The sequence below is a fragment of the Mesorhizobium sp. ESP6-5 genome (genome assembly GCF_020164695.1).
Taxonomy (GTDB): domain Bacteria; phylum Pseudomonadota; class Alphaproteobacteria; order Rhizobiales; family Rhizobiaceae; genus Mesorhizobium; species Mesorhizobium australicum.
In genome coordinates this window covers 1-22,359 of record NZ_JAIUGR010000018.1, presented here as the reverse complement: position 1 = coordinate 22,359, position 22,359 = coordinate 1, and the positions used below count along the sequence as shown (strand labels likewise).

The 22,359-nt window shown below is 61.8% G+C and carries 23 protein-coding genes and 3 tRNA genes; 18 read left to right on the top strand and 8 right to left on the bottom strand.

Annotation, left to right across the window (positions count from 1 at the left end; translation table 11 throughout):
- The first annotated feature begins 211 nt into the window (after positions 1-211).
- The 6 genes from LB524_RS25605 (at position 212) to LB524_RS25580 (ending at position 6,991) form a co-directional block, all read left to right on the top strand.
- Complete coding sequence (locus LB524_RS25605) at positions 212-2,656, top strand: penicillin-binding protein 1A (protein WP_140720555.1); 2,445 nt, start codon at positions 212-214, stop codon at positions 2,654-2,656.
- A 124-nt stretch (positions 2,657-2,780) separates the two neighbouring features.
- Positions 2,781-3,912 (top strand): peptide chain release factor 2 gene (prfB, locus tag LB524_RS25600; RefSeq protein WP_015318029.1). Its coding sequence is split into 2 segments (ribosomal slippage): positions 2,781-2,846 and positions 2,848-3,912, totalling 1,131 coding nucleotides; the frame shifts between segments, so codons are not numbered across the junction.
- A gap of 584 nt (positions 3,913-4,496) precedes the next feature.
- Positions 4,497-4,865 (top strand): hypothetical protein, encoded by a 369-nt coding sequence (locus LB524_RS25595; protein WP_015318027.1) that lies wholly within the window; start codon positions 4,497-4,499, stop codon positions 4,863-4,865.
- 114 nt (positions 4,866-4,979) lie between these two features.
- The gene (locus LB524_RS25590; RefSeq protein WP_015318026.1) at positions 4,980-5,348 is read left to right on the top strand and encodes a GFA family protein; all 369 of its coding nucleotides are present in this window, start codon (positions 4,980-4,982) and stop codon (positions 5,346-5,348) included.
- 133 nt (positions 5,349-5,481) lie between these two features.
- A complete protein-coding gene (locus LB524_RS25585; protein WP_015318025.1) occupies positions 5,482-6,132 on the top strand; it encodes an OmpA family protein in 651 nt (216 codons plus the stop codon).
- A gap of 253 nt (positions 6,133-6,385) precedes the next feature.
- Positions 6,386-6,991, top strand: a complete 606-nt coding sequence (locus LB524_RS25580; protein WP_224531076.1) for a hypothetical protein — start codon at positions 6,386-6,388, stop codon at positions 6,989-6,991.
- A 153-nt stretch (positions 6,992-7,144) separates the two neighbouring features.
- On the opposite strand, the gene LB524_RS25575 is transcribed toward LB524_RS25580, so the two are convergent.
- Both LB524_RS25575 and LB524_RS25570 read right to left on the bottom strand, forming a co-directional pair.
- Positions 7,145-8,728 (bottom strand): DEAD/DEAH box helicase, encoded by a 1,584-nt coding sequence (locus tag LB524_RS25575; protein WP_015318023.1) that lies wholly within the window; start codon positions 8,726-8,728, stop codon positions 7,145-7,147.
- Between the two features lie 192 nt (positions 8,729-8,920).
- Positions 8,921-9,694 carry an NAD kinase gene (locus tag LB524_RS25570; protein WP_041163462.1) on the bottom strand — a complete coding sequence of 258 codons (774 nt, stop codon included), beginning with the start codon at positions 9,692-9,694 and terminating at the stop codon, positions 8,921-8,923.
- 540 nt (positions 9,695-10,234) lie between these two features.
- On the opposite strand from LB524_RS25570, the gene LB524_RS25565 reads away from it, so the two are divergent.
- Together LB524_RS25565 and LB524_RS25560 are read left to right on the top strand one after the other, a co-directional pair.
- Positions 10,235-10,441: a hypothetical protein gene (locus tag LB524_RS25565; protein ID WP_224531074.1), complete on the top strand. Its 207-nt coding sequence runs from the start codon at positions 10,235-10,237 to the stop codon at positions 10,439-10,441.
- Positions 10,442-10,568: 127 nt separating this feature from the next.
- The gene (locus LB524_RS25560; RefSeq protein WP_224531071.1) at positions 10,569-11,138 is read left to right on the top strand and encodes a DUF2569 family protein; all 570 of its coding nucleotides are present in this window, start codon (positions 10,569-10,571) and stop codon (positions 11,136-11,138) included.
- Between the two features lie 105 nt (positions 11,139-11,243).
- Here LB524_RS25560 and LB524_RS25555 read toward each other — a convergent pair.
- Positions 11,244-11,319: transfer RNA gene (locus LB524_RS25555), tRNA-Thr, on the bottom strand.
- A 156-nt stretch (positions 11,320-11,475) separates the two neighbouring features.
- Between LB524_RS25555 and LB524_RS25550 the strand changes: the two genes are divergently transcribed.
- From LB524_RS25550 to LB524_RS25540, 3 genes are all read left to right on the top strand, one after another.
- A complete protein-coding gene (locus tag LB524_RS25550; protein WP_140717303.1) occupies positions 11,476-11,643 on the top strand; it encodes a hypothetical protein in 168 nt (55 codons plus the stop codon).
- Between the two features lie 194 nt (positions 11,644-11,837).
- Positions 11,838-12,062 carry a hypothetical protein gene (locus tag LB524_RS25545; RefSeq protein WP_015318009.1) on the top strand — a complete coding sequence of 75 codons (225 nt, stop codon included), beginning with the start codon at positions 11,838-11,840 and terminating at the stop codon, positions 12,060-12,062.
- A 291-nt stretch (positions 12,063-12,353) separates the two neighbouring features.
- Positions 12,354-12,659, top strand: a complete 306-nt coding sequence (locus LB524_RS25540) for a BA14K family protein (protein WP_041163844.1) — start codon at positions 12,354-12,356, stop codon at positions 12,657-12,659.
- Between the two features lie 67 nt (positions 12,660-12,726).
- Here the strand turns inward: LB524_RS25540 and LB524_RS25535 are convergent, their stop codons facing one another.
- Entirely contained in the window at positions 12,727-13,101 is a 375-nt protein-coding gene (locus LB524_RS25535) for a hypothetical protein (protein ID WP_224531068.1), read from the bottom strand.
- 149 nt (positions 13,102-13,250) lie between these two features.
- Positions 13,251-14,072, bottom strand: coding sequence for an HTH-type transcriptional regulator BhcR (gene bhcR, locus LB524_RS25530; protein WP_224531065.1), 822 nt, complete (start codon positions 14,070-14,072; stop codon positions 13,251-13,253).
- Between the two features lie 207 nt (positions 14,073-14,279).
- On the opposite strand from bhcR, the gene gcl reads away from it, so the two are divergent.
- From gcl to LB524_RS25515, 3 genes are all read left to right on the top strand, one after another.
- On the top strand, positions 14,280-16,061 hold the full coding sequence (gcl, locus tag LB524_RS25525) for a glyoxylate carboligase (protein ID WP_224531063.1): 1,782 nt from the start codon (positions 14,280-14,282) through the stop codon (positions 16,059-16,061).
- A 171-nt stretch (positions 16,062-16,232) separates the two neighbouring features.
- Positions 16,233-17,030: a 2-oxo-tetronate isomerase gene (gene otnI / locus LB524_RS25520; RefSeq protein ID WP_140665433.1), complete on the top strand. Its 798-nt coding sequence runs from the start codon at positions 16,233-16,235 to the stop codon at positions 17,028-17,030.
- A gap of 89 nt (positions 17,031-17,119) precedes the next feature.
- Entirely contained in the window at positions 17,120-18,031 is a 912-nt protein-coding gene (locus LB524_RS25515; RefSeq protein WP_140616907.1) for a 2-hydroxy-3-oxopropionate reductase, read from the top strand.
- A 120-nt stretch (positions 18,032-18,151) separates the two neighbouring features.
- Here the strand turns inward: LB524_RS25515 and LB524_RS25510 are convergent, their stop codons facing one another.
- A complete protein-coding gene (locus LB524_RS25510; RefSeq protein WP_224531061.1) occupies positions 18,152-19,000 on the bottom strand; it encodes a TrmH family RNA methyltransferase in 849 nt (282 codons plus the stop codon).
- Positions 19,001-19,200: 200 nt separating this feature from the next.
- Between LB524_RS25510 and LB524_RS25505 the strand changes: the two genes are divergently transcribed.
- Positions 19,201-19,285 (top strand) — tRNA-Tyr (locus LB524_RS25505).
- A gap of 89 nt (positions 19,286-19,374) precedes the next feature.
- A tRNA-Gly gene (locus LB524_RS25500) sits at positions 19,375-19,448 on the top strand.
- Between the two features lie 78 nt (positions 19,449-19,526).
- Here LB524_RS25500 and LB524_RS25495 read toward each other — a convergent pair.
- Complete coding sequence (locus LB524_RS25495) at positions 19,527-19,991, bottom strand: YidB family protein (RefSeq protein WP_140874006.1); 465 nt, start codon at positions 19,989-19,991, stop codon at positions 19,527-19,529.
- A gap of 131 nt (positions 19,992-20,122) precedes the next feature.
- On the opposite strand from LB524_RS25495, the gene LB524_RS25490 reads away from it, so the two are divergent.
- Positions 20,123-20,380: a GlsB/YeaQ/YmgE family stress response membrane protein gene (locus LB524_RS25490; RefSeq protein ID WP_015318000.1), complete on the top strand. Its 258-nt coding sequence runs from the start codon at positions 20,123-20,125 to the stop codon at positions 20,378-20,380.
- 109 nt (positions 20,381-20,489) lie between these two features.
- Here the strand turns inward: LB524_RS25490 and LB524_RS25485 are convergent, their stop codons facing one another.
- Positions 20,490-21,377 carry a DMT family transporter gene (locus LB524_RS25485; protein ID WP_224531059.1) on the bottom strand — a complete coding sequence of 296 codons (888 nt, stop codon included), beginning with the start codon at positions 21,375-21,377 and terminating at the stop codon, positions 20,490-20,492.
- Positions 21,378-21,670: 293 nt separating this feature from the next.
- Here LB524_RS25485 and LB524_RS25480 point away from each other — a divergent pair.
- A partial coding sequence (locus LB524_RS25480) for a GTP-binding protein (protein ID WP_224531056.1) occupies positions 21,671-22,359 on the top strand: 689 nt, incomplete at its 3' end.

The following is a 22,359-nucleotide window of genomic DNA, read 5'->3' as shown; positions in this document are numbered from 1 at the left end:
TGCCCGGCGGCGCCTGCAACCAGAGGCGGCGTTGCGCGATGACAACACCCTGCGCTTTTATTTCGGGCTTGCGGCTGCGAAATCAGGCCTTGCCGTATTTTGTCCACATGGTGGCGACATGGGTTTTCGACTACGGGTTGGGACCGGCTCGAAAGCTTGCGTGAAAGGCGGCTTCGTTTAGGAAATTCCCGAACCAAGGACTGGAGCGGGTATGATTCGTCTCATTGGCTATTTCTTCGGCATAGGCACGACGCTGGCCCTCCTGGCCGCGGCGGGCGTTGCCCTCTACATCGGCCATGTAGCGAAGGATCTGCCTGACTACGAAGTGCTTGCAAAGTACGAGCCTCCGGTGACCACCCGCATCCATGCCTCGGATGGCGCGCTGATGGCCGAGTACGCGCGGGAACGGCGCCTGTATTTGCCGATCCAGGCTATCCCGGATCGCGTCAAGGCTGCCTTCCTGTCGGCTGAGGACAAGAACTTCTACAGCCACCCCGGTGTCGATATAACGGGATTGGGCAGAGCGGTTATCACTTACGTTTCGGGTGGCCCCATGCAGGGCGGCTCGACGATCACCCAGCAGGTTGCCAAGAACTTCCTGCTCACCAACGAGCGTTCCCTGGAACGCAAGGTCAAGGAGGCCATCCTCTCGTTCCGCATCGAACAGGCCTATTCCAAGGATCGTATCCTCGAGCTCTATCTCAACGAGATTTTCTTTGGCTTCAACGCCTATGGCGTTGCCGGTGCGGCACTGACCTACTTCGATAAATCGGTGAACGAGCTGACCGTGGCCGAGGCCGCCTATCTGGCATCGCTCCCGAAAGGTCCGGCCAACTACAATCCCTTCAAGCACGCCGACCGCGCAATTGAACGGCGAAACTGGGTCATCGGCCAGATGGTCGAGAACGGTTACGTGACGCCTGAAGAGGGCGCAAAGGCGAAGGCCGAGCCGCTTGGCGTTGCTCCGCGCCGCAGCGGCTCCTACCTTTTCGCCGGCGAGTATTTCACGGAAGAGGTTCGTCGGCAGATCATTGCCCGCTATGGCGAGAACGCGCTCTATGAGGGCGGGCTGTCGATTCGCACCACCCTTGACCCGAAGGTCCAGCTCATCGCCCGCAAGGCGATGCAGAATGGATTGATGAAATACGATACTTTGCGTGGCTATCGCGGGCCGTTGAAGACGATCGATGTCTCCGGCGATTGGGGTGTGCCGCTGGGCGCCGTCAAGGGACTGGAAGACGTTCCCGAGTGGTCGCTGGCCGTCGTGCTCGACAGTTCGGCGTCCGGGCTGTCGATCGGCCTGCAGCCCGCACGCCAGGCGTCGGGCGATATCGTGAAGGAACGCGTCGAAGGCACCGTCAGCAAGGAAGACATGGGCTTTGCCATGCGCCATGTGGTCGAGGGCAAGACAGTCAAGGCCAAGTCGCCGGCCGACGTGCTGAAGCCGGGCGATGTCATCTTCGTCCAGAAGAACGACGGCTCCGACAATACCTACAGCTTGCGCCAGGTTCCCGAGGTGGAAGGCGGACTGATCGCCATGGATCCGCACACCGGCCGCGTGCTGGCCATGGTCGGCGGCTTCTCCTATTCGCAGTCCGAATTCAACCGCGCCACCCAGGCGATGCGCCAGCCGGGTTCGTCATTCAAGCCCATCGTCTATTCGGCCGCACTCGACAATGGCTATACTCCGGCCTCGGTGATCATGGACGGACCGATCACCATCCAGAGCGGCAACACCACCTGGACGCCGAAGAACTATGACGGCACCGTCGCCGGGCCGGCAACGCTCCGCTCCGGCATCGAGAAGTCGCGCAACCTGATGACGGTGCGGCTTGCCAACGACATGGGCATGAAGCTGGTCGTCGAATATGCCGAGCGCTTCGGCGTCTATGATCATCTGGCGCCATATTTGCCGATGGCGCTGGGTTCGGGCGAGACGACCGTCATGCGCATGGTTTCGGCCTATTCGATCATGGCCAATGGCGGCAAGTCGATCAAGCCGTCGCTGATCGATCGTATCCAGGACCGCTACGGCAAGACCGTGTTCAAGCAGGACGAGCGTGGCTGCGAAGGCTGCAACGCTCCTGAATGGAAAAACCAGCCCGAGCCGGAACTGGTCGACAATTCCGAGCAGGTGCTCGATCCGATGACCGCCTACCAGATCACCTCGATGATGGAAGGCGTCGTCCAGCGCGGCACCGGCGCCACAATCGGGGAACTTGGCCGCCACATCGCCGGCAAGACCGGCACCACCAACGACGAGAAGGACGCCTGGTTCATCGGTTATACGCCGAACCTCGTGGTTGGTCTCTACATGGGCTACGACACGCCGCGCGGCCTCGGCCACGGCGCCACCGGCGGCGGTCTTGCCGCCCCGATCTTCAAGGACTTCATGCGTGTGGCGCTGGACGGCACGCCCAATGTCGACTTCAAGGTGCCTGACGGCATGAACCTGATCGCCATCAACCGCAAGACCGGCATGCGCTCCTCCTCGGGCGATGCGGGCACCATCATCGAGGCTTTCAAGCCGGGGACCGGCCCCGCCGACAGCTACTGGGTGATCGGCATGGGTGCCGATGGCTCCAACGCCTCGGGCGGCGCGCTGTCACCGCAGGCCAACCAGGCCATCCAGGACGGCGGCGGCGGCCTTTACTGACGAATTCACGCGTCCAGTTGGGCCTGCCTCCGGCTGGCCCATTTCGCTTTACACATGGCGGCACCGTCCCTATGTATCGCGCCGACCGAAGCGTCATTTCAGCAACAGGACAAAACATCAGGCCATGCGCGCGGAAACGCAGAATATCGTCGACGAGATCAGGCAGGCGATAACCCTGCTGAGGAGGCATCTTTGACTGGGATCAGGCCATAAAGCGGCTTGAATACCTGAACGTGCGGGCCGAGGACGCCAGTCTCTGGAACGAACCGCTGGAAGCGCAGAAGCTGATGCGCGAGCGCCAGGGCCTCGAGGAAGGCATCGCGGCGGTCAAGGGCCTGACCCAGGCGCTGGAAGACAATATCGGTCTCATCGAGCTCGGCGAGGAAGAGGGCGACGAAGGCGTCGTCGCCGAAGCCGAAGCCGCGATCCGTTCGATGCAGGGCGAGGCCAAGGCCCGACAGGTGGAAACGCTGCTCTCGGGCGAAGCGGACGCCAACGACACCTATCTCGAAATCCATGCCGGCGCCGGCGGCACCGAGAGCCAGGATTGGGCCTCGATGCTGTTGCGCATGTACACGCGCTGGGCCGAGCGCCGCCGCTTCAAGGTCGAGGTGCTGGAAGTGCATGACGGCGAAGAGGCCGGCATCAAGTCCGCGACCTTGCTGATCAAGGGCCACAATGCCTATGGCTGGATGAAGACCGAATCCGGCGTCCACCGCCTGGTGCGCATCTCACCCTATGACAGCAATGCGCGCCGTCATACGTCCTTCTCCAGCGTCTGGGTCTATCCTGTGGTCGACGACAGGATAGAGATCGACGTCTCTGAATCCGACGTGCGCATCGATACCTATCGTTCATCGGGTTCGGGCGGCCAGCACGTCAACACCACAGATTCGGCCGTGCGCATCACCCACATCGCCACCGGCATCGCGGTCGCCTGTCAGGCCGAACGCTCGCAGCACAAGAACAAGGCCAAGGCCTGGGAAATGCTGCGCTCGCGCCTCTACGAGGAAGAGCTGAAGAAACGCGAAGCGGTGGCCAATGCCACCGAGGCATCGAAGAGCGACATCGGCTGGGGTCACCAGATACGTTCCTACGTGTTGCAGCCCTATCAGCTGGTCAAGGATCTGCGCACCGGTGTCGAAAGCACCAGCCCCTCGAGCGTGCTCGACGGCGACCTCGACGACTTCATGGAAGCTTCGCTATCGCAACGCATCGAGGGTGGCGCGGGCGAAGCTGTGGCGGACCTGGATTAGGCTGCTTGCGCGGGCAATGATCGCGAGCCGTCGCAAAAGCGGAGGTATTGTCGTGCGGCCCCCGGTGTTGGCCTCAAGTGTTCGCCGGTGCGGCGCGACAAGTTCGTGGTGATTGGTCCCGACTCGGCACATCGCTCTGGTGCGGGAAGGGGCTTTTCTTGCTCCCAAAGCGAGCGCGGCGCATGTTCGCCGTTCGGCCGGCTGCTTATACCTTCTTCGGCTGCAGGGTGGCTGATTTTCCTTTGCGGACGATCGTCGGCACTGTCACCGGCAATCAAGAGCATGTGATTGGATTTGAGCGGCTGGAACCACTCCGGGCCAATCCCGTTGTTTGCATGCCCCGCCTGCCGGGAACTTACCTGGCTTGAATCTCGTCAGCGGTAGCAGTGTGTTATGGCGTGCGCTCATATCTGGGCGCAGCGGCTTCTTGCGCCGACCAAGGAATCAGCCCAGCATCCAAATGCTGGGAGACAAAAAGCATTTATGGCCGGACGCGGCATATCTGCGACTGATGATCCGGCCACTGGGAAGACACGTTCCGGGAACGGGCAGGCGAAATGCTTGACGCTCGAAAGGAACGTCCCATGTCTGCTGCCACGCCCAGATCGGCCCGAGCCGTTCAACCGGTCGGCCGACTTATGTTTTCTCTGTTTGCCGTCGCGATGTTCGCGCCTGCGGCCTTTGCTCATGATGCCAAGCCCACGGCAGCAAAGCCGCAGGGTTGGAGCTATCCGTTCGCCTGCTGCGCCAACTATGACTGTCGTGCCACGCACACCGGCGAAGTCCTGGAAAAGCCCGAAGGCTACGTGATTGCCGGTACCGGCGAAGTCGTTCCGATGACGGACAAGCGCGTCAAGGACAGCCCTGACGGCGAATTTCACTGGTGCGCGCATCAGGCCGGTCTCGATGCCGGCAAGACGATATGCCTGTTCGTGCCGCCGCGCTCATTTTGAGACGCGCCGACAGTTGAAGTGCATTGGCGCAAAGGCTGCTGACGGCCAGTTGTCAGGATCGCTTCTTTATGGTGCCTTGCCGCCTGGGCGGCGGACAATGGAGAGGTGATATTCATGGCCATCAAGGGAAGCTGCCACTGCAAGGCGACGATGTTCGAGGTGTCGGAAGCGCCGCAGACGGTGACGCAATGCACCTGTTCGTTCTGCTCGAAACGCGGCTCGCTTTGGGCCTACTATACCCCATCGCAGTTCAAGCTCGTCACGCCGCTGAAGAATGTTTCCTTTTATCAGTGGGGCTCAAAAACCGTAAAGCATGGTTTTTGCGCAACCTGCGGCTGCGGCACCTTCACCGAAACGCCGGACTGGTCGACCGGCGAGCCGGATTTCGACAATCCGAAGATCAGCGTGAACGCGCGGCTGTTCGATGATTTCGATCTCGATAAAGTCGAAGTGGTGGTCATTGACGGCAAGAATCTCTGGTAGCCACACCGGGCGGCCAACTGGATAATCGGCAGGCGCTTTTCCCGTTCCGTTTTTCGCCGCATTTCATGCTACAAGTCGCGGCAAGGGCTGATTTGGCGCCATCGTAAGGCGTGACTTGGAGAGGGACCATCCTATGAAGAAGACCGTGCTCGTCGTTATGGCGACGGCTCTGCTCGTGACCGCGTGCACCACCACCGATCCGTATACGGGCGACCAGAAGATTTCGAACACGGCGGCGGGCGCGGGCCTTGGCGCTCTGGCCGGTGCCAGCCTTGGTCTGCTTGCCGGCGGCAATGATCGTCGCAATGCGCTGATCGGCGCCGGCATCGGCGCGCTGGCCGGCGGCGCCATTGGCGCCACTATGGACCAGAACGAGGCGGAACTGCGCCGGCAGCTCGAGGGCACCGGCGTCAGCGTCACCCGCAGCGGCGACCAGATCATCCTCAACATGCCGTCCGACATCACCTTCAACACCGACCAGGACGCGGTGAAGCCCGGCTTCTACCAGGTGCTGAATTCGGTGGCGCTGGTGCTGAAGAAGTTCAAGCAGACCACGGTCGACGTTTTCGGCCACACCGATTCGACCGGTGGCGACCAGCACAATTTCGACCTGTCGCAGCGCCGTGCCCTGGCGGTCGCCAATTATCTGTCCGGCCAGGGCGTTGACCAGCGCCGCTTCGCCGTCACCGGATTTGGCAAGACGAGGCCCGTCGCCTCCAACGCCACGGCCGAGGGCCGGGCCCAGAACCGACGCGTCGAGATTCAGCTTTCGCCGCTCACCTGAGCAGGGCCGTGTTTGTCACGCTAAACGGCCCCCAATGGGGGCCGTTTTCATCCAGGCGTATACTGGCGGTGCCAGTTTCGTGACAGTAGTCAAATAAAATTAGCAATATCTAATAAGTTCTTTTCCGCAGCCGTGGAAAGGATTAGCATTGCCGCGTTCCAAAGGGGATGGGGCGGTTTAATCGGCCGCGCAATCAACGACTTTGCCGCCGCCTCGGTCTTGCACGGCCAGATCAGAAATCTGGGAGGAATGCATGACAAGAACAGCCAGCCTTGGGCGCTGCGGCGTCCTCGCTTTGACAGGTGTTGTAGGTGCATGGTTGGGCCTCGCCACGGCTCATGCCGAGGACGCCAACAAGGCCGACATGGACGCGTTGAAAAAATCGCTCGCCAAATATCAGGACTACACCGCCGCCGTCCGCGATCTCTATCTCTCGACGGTCGGCTGCGTCTACTACAGCGGAGAAAAGATACCCGGCTCCATGGACTATCCGAAAGGCGCCATGGGCATTCATTTCGTCAATGTTCCAAGCGTCGGCCAGAAACTCGACCCGATGAAGCCCAACGTCCTGATCTACGAGCCGACTAAGAAAGGCCTGAAGTTGGTCGGCGTGGAATGGCTGGTGCCGCTAACCCCGGACATCAAGGCGCCTCCGAAGCTGTTCGGTCAAACCTTCATGGGCCCGATGGAGGGACATTATCCGCTCATCCCGAAGGAGTTCGTCCACTACGATCTTCACGCCTGGCTCGATGACAATCCGAACGGCATGTTCAGTCCGACGAACCCGAAGGTGAAATGCAACAAGGCCGAGTTTCCGATGCTGGAAAAACCGACCAAGATGATGCCCGGGCCGATGTGAACTGGAGCGGACCAGCGTTCGCCTGAATCGCGCCACCTGTTTGTTTCCACGCAATTCGCGACGGAAGAGCGCTACGCGGCCTTTCCTCGAATGGCTGTCTGCCGCAGGGCAAAAAAGAAGGCAAGCCGCCCCTAGGCGGCTTGCTCGCTGGAATCAGACCTTGGCGACGATGCGCATGAAGGCCGGCATGTCGTCGCCGAAGCCGACCGTGGCGTCGTTGTCTTCCTGATGGTGGCGCGCAGGGCGGTTGTTGCTGCGCTGCGGCCTGGTGTCGCCGCGCTCAGGGGCGCGCGGCTCATTGCGGTCGGACGATTTGCGCTCGGTGTTTTCCGAGCGGATTGCATCCTTGCGGGCGCGCCGTTCGACAATATCGGCCGTCTCGGCCACATCGGGCTGCTCCTGCGGCTGAGCAACCACGGCCGAGGCATCTTCCTCGCTGTGTCTGCCGCGACGCTCGCCGCCCTTCTTGCGCCCGCCCCTGTCGTTGCGGTCCTCGTCCTTGCGGCCGGCGCGGCGCGGCGCGCCTTTGCCGCGGCGCGGAGCATCGTCCTCGCCTTCGCTGGCAACCACCGTCGACAGGTCGCCGTCATGCCACTCGATCTTGGTCCCGATCAGCCGTTCGATGGCGTCGATATACTTGGTGTCGGACTTGGTCGCGATGGTGAAGGACTTGCCGGAGCGTCCGGCGCGGCCGGTGCGACCGATGCGGTGGACATAGTCCTCGGCATGGATCGGCACGTCGTAGTTGAAGACATGGCTGACATCGGGAATGTCGAGGCCGCGCGCGGCGACATCCGAGGCGACGAGATAGCGCAGCTTGCCGTCACGGAAATTGGCCAGCATCTGCATGCGCGCGCGCTGGTCCATGTCGCCATGCAGCGCACCGGCATCGAAATCATATTTCAGCAGCGAGCGGAACAGCTCCGAAACCTCGATCTTGCGGTTGCAGAAGATGATCGCGTTCTTCAGCTCCGCATCCTCGGCCTTGATCAGGTTGCGCAGCGTTTCACGCTTGTCCCAAGGCTTCGAGCCCGATTTGACCAACCGCTGGATGATGTTGGTGGCCGCCGAAGCGGCCTTGGAGACCTCGACGCGCACCGGCGCATGCAGGAATTTTTCCGTCAGCTTGGTGATCTCTGGCGGCATGGTCGCCGAAAAGAACAGCGTCTGCCGGGTGAACGGGATCATCTCGCAGATACGCTCGATATCGGGAATGAAACCCATGTCGAGCATACGGTCCGCCTCGTCGATGACGAGGATCTCGACGCCGTTGAGCAGCAGCTTGCCGCGCTCGCGATGGTCGAGAAGACGGCCAGGCGTAGCGATCAGCACATCGGCGCCGCGCTCCAGCTTTTTGTCCTGTTCGTCGAACGACACCCCGCCGATCAGCAGCGCGATGTTGAGCTTGTGGTTCTTGCCGTATTTGACGAAGTTTTCCTCGACCTGCGCGGCAAGCTCACGCGTCGGCTCCAGGATCAGCGTGCGCGGCATGCGGGCGCGGGCACGGCCCTTTTCCAGCCGGGTCAGCATCGGCAGCACGAAGGATGCGGTCTTGCCGGTGCCGGTCTGGGCAATGCCCAGCACGTCCTTGCCGAGCAAGGCGTGCGGGATCGCACCAGCCTGGATCGGCGTCGGCTGGAGATAGCCGGCATCGGTGACTGCGGAAAGCACCTTCGGCGACAGGCCGAGGTCTGAAAAGGTCAACGCTTCTTGAGCGATCGTCGTGTCTGAGGACAAGTGTTGCTGTCTTTGGCTGGTTCGGGGAAGCGCAACGTCATTCGTCGCGGCAAGCGCCACGCGCCTGCAAGATTGGTATTGCGATTAGGCGCAAGCCCGCGATTTGTCAACAGAAACGGGTAGGATTGGCGCGATTGTGAAGTTGTAACCTTAATCGCGATGCTTAATCCGGCCTCCTGTCACTGTGCCGGCTCAGTAACGGAACTGTTCGGCCAGGATGCGTTCGTTCCAGGAGTGGTTGGGATCGAACAGCAAAGTCGCGGTGGCCGTTGGCGATTCCCGCACCGTGACCGAGGTCACCGCCTTGACCTCCGTGTGGTCGGCGGCCGCGTTCACCGGCCGCTTTTCCGACTCCAGAATGTCGAAGCGCACGGTCGCCTTGTTGGAAAGCAATGCGCCGCGCCAGCGTCGCGGACGAAACGGGCTGACCGGCGTGAGCGCCAAAAGCGGCGCGTCGAGAGGCAGGATCGGGCCGTGCGCGGAAAGATTATACGCGGTCGATCCGGCCGGCGTCGCGATCATGACGCCGTCGCAGTTCAGTTCCTCGAGCCGTATTTGGTCATCGATGCTGATGCGGATCTTGGCCGTCTGGTAGGATTGGCGCCACAGCGCCACTTCGTTGATCGCCAGTGCCGTGACGTGTTCGCCATCCGAGGTGGTTGCCAGCATCTCCAGCGGGCGGATCGTTTCGGCGACCGCCGCCGCGATGCGCTCGGTGAGCCCCCCGGACCGGTATTCGTTCATCAGGAAGCCGATGGTGCCACGGTTCATGCCGTAGACCTTTTTTCCCGTACCCATCGTGTCGCGCAATGTTTGCAGCAGAAAGCCGTCGCCGCCCAGCGCCACCACGACGGTCGCCTCGGCGACCGAACATTGGCCATAGCGTGCCGACAGGCTATCCAGCGCCGCCTTGGCGTCTGCTGTGTCGGACGAGACGAAGGCGATGCTGTTGGTGGCTGTGCTCATGGCTCCCCGATCGCGACCGATTGGCGCCGGCAGGTTCTGGCGCGCCAGCGCCGGGGTAGCATGGGGCAGGCACGTCTGCAAAGAGAGCCTCTGTCAGCCCATGAGGCGAGGGTGCGGCAGTGCCGCCGCACCAGCCGGTCGCGGTTGATGTCACGGCGCGAGCGAATGTGATGGTTAAGGCAGGGCTTAAGCTCTCGTAAAGCCGGGTCGATCATGTTAGCCGGCATGGGGTGGCGTGGGGCGCCCGCAGCACTACCTTGCCACTTCGGGACGCAAAGGACGCTGCGGCAGTTCAGATATGCGTGCATGAACCCGCGGTTCTCGATGCCAGGGGATATGCGCCAGCCAGACGAGGCCGACATATTGCCGGTAGCACGCCTGATCATCGTCTTTCTCATGTTGGGAAGTTTCGCGCTTGTCTTCGCAGAACTGGTGCGCCAGTCGGAAGAAACGAGCGCTAGGCCGATCCCCACGGCGTCGCGTTGCGGCGATGCCGCCGGCATGCCTTGCCCGCAAAGGGCGCTATAGGCCAAACACGACGTGCCGATCGCTGGCTGGCACAAGGCACGGTTGAAGCGTATCGCCGAGCATGTCGGCTCGTCCGGCACGGCACTCGGCGAATTGATCTTCAACAACATGAACATGATGTTCATCGAATTCGTGAAGCGGGATGAAGCCAGGATACCGGAGTTGAGGGCCGCGATACGGCGGCAGAACCGGATATTGGTGGCGGCGATCGGAGTGTGAGGGCGTCAGGAGCAGGCAGGAGAAGTTGTCGCTTCGGCATCGGACGGCGTCTTACGCGATGATTGGCTCTTGAGTTGAGTTTGAAATCTGCTACAACTTATAGGGGTATAAAAAAGGGGAAGGGTAAATGGGGACGTTTTCCATCTGGCATTGGGCGATCGTGCTGCTGCTGATCGGCGTGCCTGTTTTCTTTGCTGTCCGGTCAGCCGCGAAGCCGTCGCAGAATCCTGAGTCACTTGTGGGCTTCGGTGGCTGGCTGATGCTGCTGGCTATCGGTCAGACATTGTCACCGCTGCGCACGCTCGCCGATTTCGGCAATTCCGCCGACGGCTACCAGCAACTCATGACCCTCCCAAACGGCTCTCTGGCTGTGTATGGCGAGGTTGCCCTCAATCTGGCATTTCTGGCGCTTCAGCTGGTGGTGCTGGTTTCAATGCTGCGGCGAAGCCGTCGATTCCCGCAATTGTTTCTCTGCCAATGGTTTGCGATTCCTGTTGTGTTTATCCTGGATACGATCTGGATTTCGTCAATCCTGGGCGTTCCGGTAAACAAGGTGCTCGCAGGCGACGCGCTGGCGGCACCCATAGCTTCGTTTGTGGTGACCGGCATCTGGGCCGCTTATGTCTATAAGTCTGTGAGGGTGAGGAATACGTTCACCAGGACGAACGTGTCGGCCCAAATCGCGAGCGCTTCGTAAAGGGGGGTGGCGACGTAATCGCCCTACAAGGGGGTTTTCGGAGGACACTCCTGCGTCTCTACGGGCTTGGGGTGGCCTGCCACCCGGGGCTCGAAGAGCGTAGGGTGGTGCCCCCGGACGGAATCGAACCGCCGACCTTCGGTTTACAAAACCGCTGCTCTACCAGCTGAGCTACAAGGGCACGGCGCTCCGGTTAGCATATTTGTTGCGCCAGTAAAGACAAAACTCCGTTTTTGGGCATCAGCCGTGGTGGAGGATGCCCACGCGTCCGCATGCTGAAATCCGCGAACGCGCTTCCTACATCAGGGTAAGTGCAATGCGCTGAACGGAGTGTCGCATGATCAGGCTTGTCATCATTCTCCCTATCGTCGTCGTGGCGTGGATGCTGCTGGTGAAGCTCATCAGCGATGTGAAGAAGGCCAATGTCGACTGGACAGGCGTCACCACCTTCATCGGCTTTATCGCGCTCGCCTTCTGGCTTCGGCATGTCACCGGCATGGGCTGAGTGGGGGAGTAGTGAGTAGTGAGTAGTGAGTAGTGAGCAATTGCTGCCGGTCATGGCGCGAGCCGGTGCTGCCTACTCAGTTTCGCCAACAGTGCGCCAAAAAAATCTCCAGATCTGTCGAACCTTTCGCCGCGGCGCGCCGACTGATCCTCAGAGGCGAATGGTCGCCTCGATCAGAGATCCAGGAGATCATCATGTTCAAGCGCAGTTTCGTTTCCAGCATCGTCGCCATCGTCGTTGCAACCGGCGCGCTCGCCGGCACCGTTCAGTCTTCGTCGGCTCACGGCATGCATCATCATCATCGTCATTTCGACGACTACCTCTACTACCAGGATTACCCGGACTATCCGGATTACTGGTGGGTCTATGGCCATCACCATCATCGTCATCACCACCACCGCCACATCATCCTCTACTGAGCGCAGCCTGGCGGCTTGATTGAAACCTCCAGCAAAGGGCGGCTTCGGCCGCCCTTTTCTCATCGAACGCGGCGCTTCCAGTCGCCGTCACGGACGATGACCGATCGGCGCAAGGTGCCTGAAGTGCCGGAATGGATGATCAACGTCGGCGAGGGTCGCCACGCCTTTTCAGCCAGCGAATTCCTGCTCTTCGAAAAAAATCAAAACCCCGTCGAACCTTTTTCCTTGCCGCAACGACAGATCATCAAGAGGCGGATGGCTCGCCTCTCCAAACGAAGCAAGGAGATCATCATGTTCAAGCGCACACTCGTTTCCGGCCTCATCGCCACCACCGTCGCCGCCACCGCTTTGGTCGGCACCGTCCAGCCCTCTGCTGCCCACTCGCATCACCACGGCCTCGGCATCGGCATCGCCGCCGGCGTCGGCGGTTTCGTTCTCGGCAGCCTGCTTGCCCAGCAGCAGCCGCGCACCGTCTATGTCGATGAAGATGGCGGTTCCTGGCACGTCCGCCGCTGCTTCGATCGCTACTCCAGCTACGATCCGGACTCCGACACCTATATCGGCCGTGACGGCTACAGCCATTACTGCCGGCTCTGAGTGGCGGCGGGCGACTGGAAAGAGGGGTTGCGAGGCAGCCCCTCTTCGTCGTTTGAAGACCGTCTTTCTAGAGGTGCATCTTCGGGTCGAGGATCGGCAGACCGGCCGCGCGGCAGGTGCCGCCAATCTGAAGCCGGGCAGCCTCGGTCTCGTCGCCCATCGCGACCAGTTCGAAGTGGCTTGCGGCGTCCGGGTAGACTTTGGCGATGAATGGCTTGTCGCCGACGCCGGATGAGGTTTTGGCATTGACGGTGCCGCAAACCACGATCTCCTCGCGGCCATCAAGCTTTCGCTCGCCTGCGAGCATGGTTCCGAACTTGGCGGAGGCCGAATCCGGCAGCCGCTGGCGGATACCGGCCGTGATGATCTCCTCCAGCGCGAGCGAGATCGGGATGGGATTGACCCGCTGGTCGCCGGTATCGGGTCGTGGTGCCGCCGCCACGCATCCGCACAGCGAAACGGCAAGCAGAAGCTGAACCACTTTCCTCATGCGCGCCCTTTCGCATGCATTCGAACGCGACGGCAAGACGGTCAAATCTCATGCAGCCGGCGGCATGCAGCGATTTTCGGCGCGTTTAGTCTATCCCTTGATCAGCCTGCCTTCGAGCCGCCGATCATTTTCGTCACTTCGGCCGCCGCGTCGCGCACCAGCGGGCCGATCTCGGCCAGCCGCTCGGGCGTGACCCGCACCGTCGGCCCGGACACGGAAACGCCGCCGATCGGCTCGCCATACTCGTTGAAGATGGCGGCGGCCACGCATCGCATGCCGGGATGGCGCTCCTCGTCGTCGACCGACCAGCCGCGATGCTTGACGACGGCCAGATCGTGCGCGAGGGCGGAGATGTCGGAAAGGGTCTTGTCCGTATAGCGCTGCAGGCCCGCCTTGCGCAGGATGGTTCCGACGCGCTCCGGTTCGAGATGTGCCAGCACCGCCTTGCCGATTCCCGAGGCATGGAAAGGGCTGCGCGTACCCGGCCGGAAGAAGGCGCGGATCGCCTGGTGCGTCTCGACCTGGTTGACGAAGACCACGCAATCGTCTTCCGCGACGCCGAGATTGGCGGTCTCGCCGGTCTTCTCCATCAGTTCCTGCATGACGATGCGGGCGCGGTCGACCAGCTTGCGGCGGCGCAGGAACGCCGCGCCCATGCGGTAGGTCTCGACGCCGATCGACCAGAGCTGGTCCGATGTATCGAACTCGACCATGCCGTGGTTTTCGAGTGTCGTCAGCATGCGGTAGGCGGTGGAGGCGGCAAGCCCGCTCTGCGCCGATATCTCGCTCAGCGACAGGCCGCTGCCTTCGGCGACAATGGCCAGGATACGCAAGGCCCGGTCGAGCGACTGCACCGAGGCAGCTTCGGCCGGACCATTGAAGGCGCGCGGGCGGCCACGCTGACGTTTTTCGCTCGTTTCCATGGCTGGCATTCTCGACCGTTTCTCCCAAGATGCAATGAAAAAGTTTTTCATGAAATTCTCGGTGCAAATCCTGGAAAAGAGAAAAGGAAACAAAATCAGTTGGTAAGAGCCGTTTATCAGAAATGAAAAAATATTCTGAAAAAATTGAAAAAGCGCCCGCCCGATGACATCCTTAGCCATCCAACAATCATCTCGTGGAGGCTGGAAATGGCCAGGATGCGCGCTGTCGATGCCGCTGTTCTCGTTCTCGAAAAGGAAGGCATGTCCTGTGCCTTCGGCGTGCCGGGTGCGGCGATCAATCCGCTGTACTCGGCATTGAAGGCGAGGGGCACGATCCGCCATGTCCTTGCCCGCCACGTCGAGGGCGCCTCGCATATGGCCGAAGGCTATACCCGAGCCAAGGCGGGCAATATCGGCCTCTGCATCGGCACATCGGGGCCGGCCGGCACCGATATGATCACCGGGCTCTATTCGGCCGCGGCCGATTCCATTCCGATCCTGTGCATCACCGGCCAGGCGCCGCGCGCGCGGCTGAACAAGGAGGATTTCCAGGCTGTCGACATCGCCGCGATCGCTGCGCCCGTCGCCAAATGGGCGGTGACGGTGATGGAGCCCTATCTGGTGCCGATGGCGCTGCAAAAAGCGTTCCATTTGATGCGCTCGTCGCGGCCGGGTCCGGTGCTGATCGACCTGCCGGTCGACGTCCAACTGGCCGAGATCGAGTTCGACATCGATGCCTATGAGCCGCTGACGCCATTCAAGCCGGCGATGACGCGCGCCCAGGCCGAAAAGGCGCTGGCGATGCTCAACGCGGCCGAGAAGCCGCTGATCGTTGCCGGCGGCGGCATCATCAATGCCGACGCGTCCGACCTGTTGATCGAGTTTGCCGAGATCACGGGCGTTCCGGTCATTCCGACGCTGATGGGCTGGGGCGCGATTCCTGACGACCACCGGCTGATGGCCGGCATGTGCGGGCTGCAGACCTCGCACCGGTACGGCAACGCCACCATGCTGGAAGCCGATTTCGTCTTCGGCATCGGCAACCGCTGGGCCAACCGTCACACCGGTTCGGTGGACGTCTACACCAAGGGCAAGAAATTCATCCATGTCGACATCGAGCCCACACAGATCGGCCGTGTCTTCGCCCCCGATCTCGGCGTCGTTTCGGATGCCGGCGCTGCACTGAAGATGCTGCTCGACGTCGCCACCGAGTGGAAGACGGCGGGCAGGCTGCGCGATTGGTCGGGCTGGGCCAGGGAATGCCAGGGCCGCAAGAAGACGATGAAGCGCAAAACCCACTTCGAACAGGTGCCGCTGAAGCCGCAGCGTGTCTACGAGGAGATGAACAAGGCGTTCGGCCGTGACGTCACCTATGTCACCACCATCGGCCTGTCGCAAATCGCCGGCGCGCAGTTCCTGCATGTCTACAAGCCGCGCAACTGGATCAACTGCGGCCAGGCCGGCCCGCTCGGTTGGACCTTGCCAGCCGCACTCGGCGTGCGCGCCGCCGATCCCGAGCGCACCATCGTGGCGCTGTCTGGCGACTACGACTTCCAGTTCATGATCGAGGAACTGGCGGTCGGCGCGCAGCACAAGCTGCCCTATATCCACGTCGTCGTGAACAATGCCTATCTCGGCCTCATCCGCCAGGCGCAGCGCGGCTTTTCGATCGACTATGAGGTCAGCCTTGCTTTCGAGAACATCAACCGGGCCGACGATCCGGAGGCGGGCTATGGCGTCGACCATGTCGCCGTCGCCGAGGCAATGGGCTGCAAGGCGGTCAGGGTGCGCAAGCCGGAGGAATTCGCCGGCGCCTTCAAGCAAGCGCAGCGGTTGCTGAAGGAACACCAGGTTCCGGTCGTGCTCGAATTCATTCTCGAACGGGTCACCAACATCTCGATGGGGACCGAGATCGACAAGATCACCGAATTCGAAGACCTTGCCGAACATCAGGAAGACGCGCCCACCGCGATCGTGATGCTGGACTAAGCCATGCTGATATTCAGGTGAGGCCGGCCTGCAAACGGCGGCTTCCTGCGCTTCCGGTGCTCACGTACGAAAAGTACGCTCCGCTCCGGTTCTCGGAAACCACCATTTTCGACTCGGCCTGACCTGAATCTCAACACGGCTTTGGTTCCAGGCAAGAAAAGGAGAAAAAGAATGCCGCGTTTTTCAGCCAATCTGTCGATGCTCTTTGGCGAGCATGATTTCCTCGACCGTTTCGATGCCGCCGCCCGCGCCGGCTTCAAGGGGGTCGAATATATCGGCCCTTACGATCATGCGCCCGAGGTGGTCGCCGCCCGACTGAAGAAGAATGGCCTGACGCAGGTGCTGTTCAACCTGCCGGCGGGCGACTGGGCCAAGGGCGAGCGTGGCATCGCCGTGCTGCCGGACCGCGTGCCGGAATTCCGCCAGGGCATTGCCAGGGCGATCGCCTACGCGCAGGCACTTGGCTGCGGGCAGGTCAACTGCCTGGCCGGCATCGCGCCAGCCAATGTCGACCGCAAGGTGCTGGAGGATGTCTTTGCCGAAAACCTGGCTTTCGCGGCGGAGAAACTCGATCAAGCCGGCATCAAGCTGCTGATCGAGCCGATCAACACCCGCGATATCCCGGGCTTCTTCCTCAACTACTCCGACCAGGCGCTGACGCTGATCGACCGCGTCGGCTCGAAGAACCTGTTCCTGCAATATGACATCTACCACATGCAGATCATGGAGGGGGATCTCGCCCGTAAGATCGAGGCAAACCTCGGCCGCATCGCGCATATCCAGCTTGCGGACAATCCCGGCCGTCACGAGCCGGGGACGGGCGAGATCAACTATCCCTTCCTCTACGAACATATCGACCGGATTGGTTATGCCGGCTGGATTGGCGCGGAGTACAAGCCGAAGGCAGGGACGGAGGCCGGTCTGGGGTGGTTCAGGGAACTGACCGGGCAGGGAAGTGCTGCCGCTTAGCTGTCAAGAATCTTGCAATTCAGGTCGCGTTCTGTTGCGCCCCCTCTGGGCGTGAAGGAACGCGATCTGACAAAAAACGGAGAGAAGCAATGGAAACCATCGGCTTCATCGGGCTGGGCATCATGGGCGCGCCGATGGCGGGGCATCTGCTGGCGGCCGGCTACAGCGTCATCGCCAGCGACCACCGCTCAAAACCGCCGGCCGATCTCGTCGCCAAGGGTCTGAAGTCGGTCGCCGGCCATGCCGCCGTCGCGAGGGCCGCCGAGATCATCATCCTGATGGTTCCCGACACACCGCAGGTGGCCGATGTGCTGTTCGGCGACAACGGAGTCGCGTCCGGCCTGGCCAAGGGCAAGCTGGTGATCGACATGAGTTCGATCTCGCCGATCGAGACAAAGGACTTCGCGAAAAGGATCAACGATCTCGGTTGCGACTATCTCGACGCGCCGGTTTCCGGCGGCGAGGTCGGTGCCAGGGCGGCTTCGCTTACCATCATGGTCGGTGGTGAGGAACCGGCCTTCGAGCGCGCAAAACCCGTGTTCGAGAAAATGGGCAAGAACATCACTTTGGTCGGACCCAATGGTGTCGGCCAGACCACCAAGGTCGCCAACCAGATCGTCGTCGCGCTGACCATTGAAGCGGTCGCCGAAGCGCTTGTTTTTGCCTCAAAAGCTGGGGCCGACCCAGCCAAGGTCAGGCAGGCGCTGATGGGCGGGCTGGCCGCCTCGCGCATTCTCGAAGTACATGGCGAGCGCATGGTCAAGCGCACCTTCGCGCCGGGCTTTCGCATCGAACTGCACCAGAAGGATCTCAACCTGGCGCTGGAGGGTGCGAAGGCGCTTGGTGTGTCGCTGCCCAACACCTCGACCGCCCAGCAACTGTTCAATTCCTGCGCCGCCAATGGCGGCGCGAAGGAAGATCATTCCGCGCTGGTGAGGGCGCTGGAGCGGATGGCGAATTTCGAAATCGGCAAGGAGGCAAGGGAAATCAAAGCGGCATAGGTCGGAAGAGGGCGGCGTAACGTTCCCAGGCCGTCAATTTCCGTCTTAACCCAGCAACGGGTTCCGGCAAGCATCGCCGGGACCCGTTTTGATTTCTGGCTGGAGGCTTGCCGCTTCCAGTCAGCCGCGCTTCAGAAATGCCCGCGCCGCATAAAGGCTCACCGCCGCCGCGTTCGAGACATTGAGCGAGCGGATGGCGCCGGGCATGTCGAGCCTGGCCAGCGTCGTCACCGTCTCGCGCGTCTTCTGCCGCAGGCCCTTGCCCTCGGCGCCGAGCACCAAAGCGATCCTGTCGCCGGCAAAGCTGGTTTCGAGCTCAGCCGGCCCGTCCGAATCGAGCCCGATGGTCTGGAAGCCCGCTTCGTGCAACTGGCCGACCGCGTCGGCGAGGTTCTTCACCTCGACCTGGTCGATATGCTCAAGCGCACCGGAGGCGGATTTTGCCAGCACGCCTGATTCCTGCGGGCTGTGGCGCGCCGTGGTGATCAGCGCGCCAGCGCCGAAAGCGACCGCCGAACGCAGGATGGCGCCGACATTGTGCGGGTCGGTGACCTGGTCGAGCACCAGCACCAACCTTATGTCGCCAAGTGCGTCGAGGCGCTTGGGCTTCAGCGGCTCGGCCTCGATCAGCACCCCCTGGTGCACAGCGTCCGATCCGGTAATCTTGTCGATGTCCCTGGGTTCGACCAGTTCAGCCTTGAAGGGCAGGGCGGCGAGATCGGTGATCTCGAGCCGTTCGGCCGCATTGCGCGTCACCAGCATTTTCTTGATCCGGCGGCGCGGATTGTCGAGTGCCGCGCGCACCGTATGCAGGCCATAGAGCCGCACCAGCCCGTCGGCTGCGTTTTCGCCTGGTGGCACTGGTTGCCGTGGCTTGAACGCCGGCGCGCCGCCGCTCTTCTCGTCGCGGAAGGCGCGGCGCAGCTTGGCGTAATGGGTGTCTTTGGGGGTGTTGGAATTGTTGCTCATGGCCGGCTTCTATAGCCGTGTCCTCCGGCCAAGGATATGCCCTGTCGCCGCAGCCGGCGAACAACATCGAAAAACCGTGGCCGCGCGGTTGACACCCAATGGGCTTGCCGCCATAAGGCGCTTCGCTGGTTTCGGAGAAGACATCTATCTCGGGTCCGGATCGGCAAGAATGCCTCGTTGCATGGCTCCGGCGGCAGACTGGAGAGGTGCCCGAGTGGTTAAAGGGGACGGACTGTAAATCCGTTGGCTTAGCCTACGTTGGTTCGAATCCAACCCTCTCCACCACTGCCGGCCGGAAGCCCTGAAACGTGAAAGCATCGGAGGCGAAAAGCGCATGGCGCTTTCCCGGGAAATCCGATACTTCAGTGCAAGGCGCGGGTATAGCTCAGTGGTAGAGCAGCAGCCTTCCAAGCTGAATATGCGGGTTCGATTCCCGCTACCCGCTCCAGATTTTCAGCGAAACAACCGGCAAGCCGAAACACTGCGCGGCAGGCGCGCAGCGCTTCAGGCATTGGTGGGCGCCGCGTCAGCTGTTGAAGGCGGAGGCGACCTGGTGCTGTTGCGGTACCTGGCCGTTCGGGGTCAGCTTGTCGACGATGCCGGGCAAGGCGGCCGATAGCTGCTTGAGCAGCTCCTGCTCGTCGAGCCCCGTCCTTTGGGCGATCTCGCGAATGACCTGCGGTCCGATCGCGTTGCCCAACTCATTGGCCCCGATTGACTGGTTCTGCCCGGTGCCGACCCAGGAGTCGGCGACATTGCCATGGCCGGCGTTCTTGAGCTTGTCGAGCAGCCCGCCCAGTCCGCCGAGCAGCCCACCGTCACCGGACGCGGTTCCGACGGGCGTGGGATCGGTGGGCGCCGGCGCTTGAGCCTGGTCCGGCTGTTCGGCGCTTCTGCCGCTCAGCATCTTTCCAACCAGCAGCGCACCGAGCGCGATCATCAGCGGTTTGGTGATATTGCCGCCGGGAACGGCGTTGTCAAAAAGTCCCATAATGGATCCTCCATTTCAACCAAGCCCAGCCCGTCTTCAACAATGGCGCATTCGGGGGGAATTTCAAGCTGGCTTGAGCTTTTGACAATCATATGAAAATGTCCGGTTGGCGGAGGAATGGAGAGGAAAAAATGGGTATCATCAGCTGGATCATTCTCGGCGTCATTGCCGGGTTCATTGGCAGTAAGATCGTCAACAAGACCGGTCAGGGCATGATCATGGATATCGTGCTCGGCATTGTCGGCGCCATAGTCGGCGGGCTGATCTTCAGCGCCTTCGGTGCTTCGGGTGTGACCGGCCTCAACATCTATAGCCTGATCGTCGCCGTCGTGGGTGCCGTCGTGGTGTTGTGGGCCTATCATCAGTTCGCTGGCAAGCGGACCATCTAGACGCAATCGGCAGATTATCAGCTGCCGAATCCTGAATTGCGCTAACCCGCCGTCGGTGCTGACCGCGCTCACGGTATCGGAAACTATTATGCCGGTGCGTAGCCGCGGATCAGGCAACCACGGCCAGCCGACGCTTGCGCTGGTCCAGCGACACGATGGTCAGCCCACTGGCGACAACCAGCAGGATGCCGCAGACCGCCAGTGCATTGGGGAATTGCCCGAACACCAGCAGGCCCGAAATGACGGCCCAGACCGTGAAGCAGTAATAGAACGGCGCCACCGCGCCGGTCGGCCCGACGCGATAGGCCATGAAGATGAAGAAGTGGCCGAAGATCAGGAAGAAACCGGCTCCCGCCATCAGCATCAGGTGGTGCGCCTCCGGCGCCACCCAGCGCTCGGAAACGAGATGCGCGGCGCCTGCGCCGATCAGGACCACGACGACCGCCGAGATCGCCACGATCATTCCTGGCACTTCGGCGGCGATCTTGCGGCCGGCCAGATCGCGCGCGGCGGCGAACGTCGCGTTGCCGAGCGCCAGCAAGGCATAGACCGAAATGCCTTGCATGGTCGGCTGCGCCACCATCAGCGCGCCGATGAAGCCCAGCCCGATCAGCGCCATGCGTTGGCCGCCGATGCGCTCGCCAAACAGGATCGAGGAGCCGACCAGCATCAGCAGCGGCGTGATCTGCCCCAACGCGGTGGAATCGGCGATCTGCATGTTGGCGAGCGCGACGACGTAACAGAGGATCGCCGCCAGTTCGAGGAGGTTCCTGCGCAGCACCCGCCTGTCGAAGATCAGCGGGATCTGCTTGCCGTAGCCGAGCGCAAACAACAGCGGAAGGCCCCACAGCGTTGCCGCGGCACCACGCAGGAAGAGCACTTCGTAGGAGGGCAAACCCGACGTGGCGAGCTTCATCATCGTGTCGTTGACCAGATACGACCCGGTCGCGACGATCATGAACAGCGGGCCGCGAACGGCAGTCGGGATGAAATGCATCGGCGCAGGAAATCAGACGCGGATCGCTGCCGCAATGGGCCATGAACCGCCGATAAATCCGACAGCGACTGACGTGGAGACCCGAGCAATCCTCGCTTTGCTCCCTCGGTTTTCGCCCATTCCATTTTCAACGGCGGATCCCCATATCAGCGCCACATCCCCGCAATCGGATCAAGGGTTCTGGCCGAGTGAGATGGCGCCCCGGCAAAAGACGCTTGTGTTTTTTGGCCTTTATCGCTAATCGCCCCGCATTCGACTGAACTGAAGGTCCAGGCCGTCCAAGGAAAGAGACTATGGCAAAAGGTAAATTCGAGCGCACCAAGCCTCATGTGAACATCGGCACGATTGGTCACGTCGACCATGGCAAGACGTCGCTGACGGCGGCGATCACCAAGTATTTTGGCGAATACAAGCGCTACGACCAGATCGACGCGGCGCCGGAAGAGAAGGCGCGCGGCATCACGATCTCGACGGCTCACGTCGAATACGAGACCGCCAACCGCCACTATGCCCACGTCGACTGCCCCGGCCACGCCGACTATGTGAAGAACATGATCACCGGTGCCGCGCAGATGGACGGCGCGATCCTGGTCGTGTCGGCCGCCGACGGCCCGATGCCGCAGACCCGCGAGCATATCCTGCTTGCCCGTCAGGTCGGCGTGCCGTCGATCGTTGTGTTCCTGAACAAGGTCGACCAGGTCGACGACGCCGAGCTGCTCGAACTGGTCGAGCTCGAGGTTCGCGAACTGCTGTCGAAGAACGAATTCCCCGGCGACGACATTCCGATCGTCAAGGGTTCGGCGCTTGCCGCTCTGGAAGATTCGGACAAGAAGATCGGTGAGGACGCGATCCGCGAGCTGATGGCTGCGGTCGACGCCTACATCCCGACGCCGGTTCGTCCGCTGGACAAGCCGTTCCTGATGCCGATCGAGGACGTGTTCTCGATCTCGGGCCGCGGCACGGTCGTCACCGGCCGCGTCGA

Coding starts and splice junctions, on each gene's coding strand:
- LB524_RS25545 (WP_015318009.1), top strand. CDS start 11,838: ATGTTCAAGCGCAGTTTCGTTTCCAGCATCGTCGCCATCGTCGTTGCA.
- bhcR (WP_224531065.1), bottom strand. CDS start 14,072: ATGGAAACGAGCGAAAAACGTCAGCGTGGCCGCCCGCGCGCCTTCAAT.
- LB524_RS25495 (WP_140874006.1), bottom strand. CDS start 19,991: ATGGGACTTTTTGACAACGCCGTTCCCGGCGGCAATATCACCAAACCG.
- otnI (WP_140665433.1), top strand. CDS start 16,233: ATGCCGCGTTTTTCAGCCAATCTGTCGATGCTCTTTGGCGAGCATGAT.
- LB524_RS25585 (WP_015318025.1), top strand. CDS start 5,482: ATGAAGAAGACCGTGCTCGTCGTTATGGCGACGGCTCTGCTCGTGACC.
- LB524_RS25550 (WP_140717303.1), top strand. CDS start 11,476: ATGATCAGGCTTGTCATCATTCTCCCTATCGTCGTCGTGGCGTGGATG.
- LB524_RS25540 (WP_041163844.1), top strand. CDS start 12,354: ATGTTCAAGCGCACACTCGTTTCCGGCCTCATCGCCACCACCGTCGCC.
- gcl (WP_224531063.1), top strand. CDS start 14,280: ATGGCCAGGATGCGCGCTGTCGATGCCGCTGTTCTCGTTCTCGAAAAG.
- LB524_RS25570 (WP_041163462.1), bottom strand. CDS start 9,694: ATGAGCACAGCCACCAACAGCATCGCCTTCGTCTCGTCCGACACAGCA.
- LB524_RS25485 (WP_224531059.1), bottom strand. CDS start 21,377: ATGCATTTCATCCCGACTGCCGTTCGCGGCCCGCTGTTCATGATCGTC.
- LB524_RS25595 (WP_015318027.1), top strand. CDS start 4,497: ATGTCTGCTGCCACGCCCAGATCGGCCCGAGCCGTTCAACCGGTCGGC.
- LB524_RS25605 (WP_140720555.1), top strand. CDS start 212: ATGATTCGTCTCATTGGCTATTTCTTCGGCATAGGCACGACGCTGGCC.
- LB524_RS25510 (WP_224531061.1), bottom strand. CDS start 19,000: ATGAGCAACAATTCCAACACCCCCAAAGACACCCATTACGCCAAGCTG.
- LB524_RS25590 (WP_015318026.1), top strand. CDS start 4,980: ATGGCCATCAAGGGAAGCTGCCACTGCAAGGCGACGATGTTCGAGGTG.
- LB524_RS25490 (WP_015318000.1), top strand. CDS start 20,123: ATGGGTATCATCAGCTGGATCATTCTCGGCGTCATTGCCGGGTTCATT.
- LB524_RS25580 (WP_224531076.1), top strand. CDS start 6,386: ATGACAAGAACAGCCAGCCTTGGGCGCTGCGGCGTCCTCGCTTTGACA.
- LB524_RS25560 (WP_224531071.1), top strand. CDS start 10,569: ATGGGGACGTTTTCCATCTGGCATTGGGCGATCGTGCTGCTGCTGATC.
- LB524_RS25515 (WP_140616907.1), top strand. CDS start 17,120: ATGGAAACCATCGGCTTCATCGGGCTGGGCATCATGGGCGCGCCGATG.